Annotated in this window: 4 protein-coding genes; 2 read left to right on the forward strand and 2 right to left on the reverse strand. The window is 61.0% G+C overall.

Annotated elements, in window-relative coordinates:
* Positions 1-83: 83 nt before the first annotated feature.
* A complete protein-coding gene (locus WBB95_RS24815; RefSeq protein WP_424489971.1) occupies positions 84-1430 on the reverse strand; it encodes a class II 3-deoxy-7-phosphoheptulonate synthase in 1347 nt (448 codons plus the stop codon).
* 124 nt (positions 1431-1554) lie between these two features.
* Here WBB95_RS24815 and WBB95_RS24820 point away from each other — a divergent pair, with 124 nt between their 5' ends.
* Complete coding sequence (locus WBB95_RS24820; RefSeq protein WP_424489972.1) at positions 1555-2310, forward strand: spermidine synthase; 756 nt, start codon at positions 1555-1557, stop codon at positions 2308-2310.
* A 134-nt stretch (positions 2311-2444) separates the two neighbouring features.
* Here WBB95_RS24820 and WBB95_RS24825 read toward each other — a convergent pair whose 3' ends face one another.
* Complete coding sequence (locus WBB95_RS24825; RefSeq protein ID WP_424489973.1) at positions 2445-3236, reverse strand: crotonase/enoyl-CoA hydratase family protein; 792 nt, start codon at positions 3234-3236, stop codon at positions 2445-2447.
* A 422-nt stretch (positions 3237-3658) separates the two neighbouring features.
* On the opposite strand from WBB95_RS24825, the gene WBB95_RS24830 reads away from it, so the two are divergent.
* Positions 3659-5332 (forward strand): DEAD/DEAH box helicase, encoded by a 1674-nt coding sequence (locus tag WBB95_RS24830; protein WP_094952431.1) that lies wholly within the window; start codon positions 3659-3661, stop codon positions 5330-5332.
* Positions 5333-5462 lie beyond the last annotated feature (130 nt).

Consider the following 5462-nt stretch of genomic DNA (forward strand, 5'->3'; position numbering starts at 1 on the left):
CACCACACACAGCTCTCTCACTACAGAAATCCGCTCACCATAGAAGCCCGCTCACCACGGCAAGCCCACTTGCCTGATGGTTCTCAGCGTTTGACCTGCTTCAAGGTCTCGGCAATCAGAAATGCCAGTTCCAGCGATTGATCGGCGTTCATCCGCGGGTCGCAGTGGGTGTGGTAGCGGTCCGACAAGCCGTCTTCGGTGATCGGCCGCGCGCCGCCGATGCATTCGGTGACGTTCTGCCCGGTCATCTCGATGTGAATCCCGCCGGCGTAGCTGCCTTCGGCCTGGTGCACCTGGAAGAACTCTTTCACTTCACCGAGGATCTGCGCAAAGTCGCGGGTCTTGTAGCCGCTGCTGGCCTTGATGGTATTGCCGTGCATCGGGTCCGAACTCCACAGCACCTGTTTGCCCTCGCGTTGCACCGCGCGGATCAGGCCCGGCAGGTGGTCGCCGACTTTGCCTGCGCCCATGCGTGCGATCAGGTTCAGGCGACCGGGGTCGTTGTCCGGGTTGAGGATGTCGATCAAACGGATCAAGTCGTCCGGGTTCATGCTCGGGCCGACCTTGACGCCGATCGGGTTGTTCACGCCGCGCAGGAACTCAACGTGGGCGCCGTCCAGTTGGCGGGTGCGGTCGCCGATCCACAGCATGTGGGCCGAGCAGTCGTAGTAGTCGTTGGTCAGGCTGTCGCGGCGCACGAAGGCTTGCTCATAGTTGAGCAGCAGCGCCTCGTGGGCGGTGAAGAAGCTGGTTTCGCGCAGTTGCGGCGAACTGTCCATGCCGCAGGCGCGCATGAAGGCCAGGGTTTCGTCGATGCGGTCAGCCAGTTGGCTGTACTTCTCGGCCAGCGCGGAGTTGGCGATGAAGTCCAGGTTCCACTTGTGCACTTGGTGCAGGTCGGCGAAACCGCCCTGGGCAAACGCGCGCAGCAGGTTGAGGGTGGCGGTGGACTGGTGATAGGACTGCAGCAGGCGGTCCGGGTCGGGCACGCGGCTTTTCAGGTCGAAGCCGATGCCGTTGACGATGTCGCCGCGGTAAGCGGGCAGGGTGACGCCGTCGATGGTTTCATCGTTGGCCGAGCGCGGCTTGGCAAACTGGCCGGCCATGCGCCCGACTTTCACCACCGGGCAGCCGGCGGCGAAGGTCATCACGATCGCCATCTGCAGCAGCACCTTGAAGGTGTCGCGGATTTTTGCGGCAGAAAACTCGGCAAAACTCTCGGCGCAGTCGCCGCCCTGCAACAGGAACGCGCGGCCCTGGGTCACTTCGGAAAACTGACGGCGCAACTCGCGGGCTTCCCCGGCAAATACCAGCGGCGGGTAACTGGCCAGGTTCTGCTCCACTTGCAGCAAGTGCGCAGCGTCCGGGTACTGGGGTTGTTGCTGGATCGGCAGGGCGCGCCAGCTGTCGGGGCTCCAGGGTTGGCTCATCATGAACTCGATTGGCTGATTGACGGTCGGGCGCCAATGTTATCAGCAATTAGTGCGTGACCTGTTGCCGCCGGTTGGCCGACAATCGCGCCTTTGCCGTGCGGTAAACCCTTTAGGAGTAGTGATGAGCGAGGAGCGTGTCGAGCGCCTGCTGGCTGAAGTCCATGATGATTTCGGCATGATCCGTGTGCTCGAAGTGGCCGATTACCGGTTTCTCGAATTTGGCGATGCCATCGAGCAAAGCTGCGTATTCACCGCCGACCCGAGCTGGCTGGAGTACGACTACACCCGCGCGATGCTGATTGGCGCGTTGTGCCATGAACAACCGGAAAGCGCGCTGTTCCTCGGCCTGGGGGCTGGCACGCTGACCCAGGCGTGCCTCAAATTCCTGCCGCTGGAAGACGTCGAAGCCATCGAACTGCGCCCCGACGTGCCGCGCCTGGCGATTGAATACTTGGGCCTGGATGACGACCCGCGTTTGTATATTCGCATCGGCGATGCCTTGCAATTGCTTGACACCGCCGAATCGGCCGACCTGATTTTCGTCGACCTGTACACCGACGTCGGCCCGGGTGCCGGGCACCTGGCCTGGACCTTCCTGGAAAACTGCCAGAAGAAACTCAACCCCGGCGGCTGGCTGGTGATCAACCAGTGGGCGACCGACGACGGCAAGCCGTTGGGCGCCGCATTGCTGCGCGGGCTGTACCACCGGCATTACTGGGAGTTGCCGGTGAAGGAGGGCAATGTGATTTTGCTGGTGCCTTCGGAGCTGGATCAGGCGCTGGACCTGGCTGCGCTCTCGGCCCGCGCGGAGGCGCTGGCGCCGCGCCTCGGTTATTCGTTGCAGGCGTTGATCAAGGTGATTCGGCCGGCGACGTAGTTGCCTGTGCCAGCGCTATCGCGGGCAAGCCCGGCTCCCACATTTGTGCGCGTACATTCTTTGGAATGCGGTCTAATGTGGGAGCGGGCTTGCTCGCGAAGAGGCCATCCCTGTCGCCAGCCAATTCAGCCTGTTCAAATACCCTTGAACACACCCGGCCGCTTCTCAACCATGGCGCGAACACCTTCCTTGGCGTCCTCACTGTTGAGCAATTTCTCTACCACCACCTGCAGCCCAGCGGCCGCCACGGCCTCACCTTCCATGCGCGCCTGGCGTGCCGACATCAACGTCGCCTGCACGCCGAGCGGTGCCTGGCGCGCGATACGGCTGGCCAGTTCAATGGCACGCGGCAGCAAGTCTTCACTGGCCATCACTTCTTGCACCAAGCCCAGCCTGAGCGCCTCGTGCGCATCAAATTCATCGCCTGTGAGCAACCAGCGCATGGCGTTGCCCCAGCCGGCCACTTGATGAAAACGTAATGTCGCGCCGCCAAACGGAAAGATCCCACGCTGTACTTCCATTTGCGCAAAGCGCGTGTTGCTTGCGCAAATATTGATATCGGCTGCCAGCATCAACTCAATGCCGATAGTCAGACAGTAGCCCTGGGCCGCGACGATCACCGGTTTGCTGACCCTCGGCCCGGCGAACACACCCCATGGATCGCAGCCACCCAGCGGCGGTTGCCAGCCGCCCGCCATCACGCCGCTGACATTCGCCAGGTCCAGCCCTGCGGTGAAGTGGTCGCCATGGGCAAACACCACGGCCACCCGTGCATCGTCGTTCCGATCAAATTCGCCATAGGCCATGCTCAGCTCATTGAGCAAATCGAGGTCAAAGGCATTGCGCTTGGCCACCCGGTCCAGGCCCAACAGCAGGACATGACCCTGTAATTCACGGCTGACGCGACTGCTGCTGGCTTGATTCATCGGGTGTGCCCTCAGGGCGTGGGTAAGGTTTCAGACCAAAGGTCTCAGTTGATAGGTGAAACGTTTAAGCATTATCACCAACAGGGCCGGGCCTCTGAAAAATAGACCCTGCCGTCGTTATCTGCAAAGACTGTGACGCAGCGCGGTTTATCGGTGGTTTCCGATAAAAAAAGCTCCCTTTTTCAGGTATTTCCGGTATAGTGCGCGCCGGCCTTTAACCGGGCCGCGTTTAGGTAGCGCAATTCCCCGAAGTCAGCTTCGGCTGCACGTCCGCACAGCGGACTCTTCCTTGACGAATCTTTTTCATTCATTCGTTTTCGCAAATCCCCGCCGACAAAGCAGCCAGGGCGACTCTTGAGTCTCAACACGGCATGCGCAGCTTTGGAGCATGGGTCTTTGCGGATGCACTTAGAGGCAGACCCATGACCCAGGAAACCGGCGGCTTCGCCGCTTTTAATCTTAACCCGAACATTCTTGCTGCCGTCATCGCGACTGGCTACGAAGAACCTTCGGCTATTCAGCAGCAATCGATCCCGATCATCATGGCCGGCCAAGACATGATTGGCCAGGCGCAAACCGGTACCGGTAAAACCGCCGCGTTCGCTCTGCCAATCCTGCACTGCATCGATCCTGCCAAGCGCGAGCCGCAAGCCCTGATCCTGGCGCCAACCCGTGAGTTGGCGCTGCAAGTAGCAACCGCTTTCGAAACCTACGCCAAGCAAATGCCGGGCGTTACCGTTGTGGCCGTTTACGGCGGCGCGCCTATGGGCCCACAACTGAAAGCAATCCGTAACGGCGCACAGATCGTTGTCGCCACTCCGGGCCGTCTGTGCGACCACCTGCGTCGCGACGAAAAAGTGCTGTCGACCGTGAACCACCTGGTTCTGGACGAAGCTGACGAAATGCTCAAGCTGGGCTTCATGGACGACCTGGAAGTCATCTTCAAGGCGCTGCCAGCCACCCGTCAGACCGTACTGTTCTCGGCCACCCTGCCACAGTCGATCCGTGCCATTGCCGAACGCCACCTGCGCGATCCGCAACACGTGAAGATCCAGACCAAGACTCAGACTGTTACCGCGATCGAACAGGCTCACCTGTTGGTTCACGCTGACCAGAAGACCTCGGCTGTATTGAGCCTGCTGGAAGTTGAAGACTTCGACGCCCTGATCATGTTCGTGCGCACCAAGCAAGCGACCCTGGACCTGGCCAGTGCCCTGGAGGCCAAAGGCTACAAAGCCGCTGCGCTGAACGGTGACATTGCTCAGAACCAACGTGAGCGCGTGATCGACTCCCTCAAGGATGGCCGTCTGGACATCGTTGTAGCGACCGACGTTGCCGCCCGTGGCCTCGACGTTCCACGTATCACCCACGTGTTCAACGTTGACATGCCTTACGATCCAGAGTCCTACGTTCACCGTATCGGCCGTACCGGCCGTGCCGGTCGCGAAGGTCGTGCACTGCTGCTGGTGACTCCACGTGAGCGCCGCATGCTGCAAGTGATCGAGCGTGTTACCGGTCAGAAAGTTGCCGAAGTCCGCCTGCCGGATGCCCAGGCTGTTCTCGATGCTCGCATCAAGAAACTGACCAACAGCCTGTCGCCACTGGTGGCTGACGCTGAATCGACCCACGGCGAATTGCTGGACCGCCTGACTGCCGATATCGGTTGCACCCCGCGTGCCCTGGCTGCAGCCCTGCTGCGCAAAGCTACCAACGGTCAGGCCCTGACCCTGGCAGCGATCGAGAAAGAACGCCCGCTGGTGCCGAACAACGCTCCGCGCGGTGATCGTCCAGAGCGTACTGGCGACCGTCCAGACCGTGGTGATCGCGAGCGTCGTGCTCCGGTTCCATTGGCTGAAGGCCGTGCTCGCTGCCGTACCGCGCTCGGCGCGCGTGATGGCATCGCTGCCAAGAACCTGCTGGGCGCTATCCTCAACGAGGGTGGCCTGGCACGTGAAGCGATCGGTCGCATCCAGGTCCGTGACAGCTTCTCCCTGGTGGAGCTGCCGGAAGACGGTCTGGAAAAACTGCTGGCCAAGCTGAAAGACACTCGCGTTGCCGGTAAGCAGCTCAAGCTGCGTCGCTACCGCGAAGATTGATCCGCCCTTGGGCTGATTGATCGCACATAAAAAATCCCCGACTGGTTCGGGGATTTTTTTGCCTGGATTTCGTCCGGATCAGCATTTGATCAAGTGTGGGAGCGGGCTTGCTCGCGAATGCGGTGTGTCA

The organism is Pseudomonas sp. (genome assembly GCF_049645325.1).
GTDB lineage: Bacteria > Pseudomonadota > Gammaproteobacteria > Pseudomonadales > Pseudomonadaceae > Aquipseudomonas.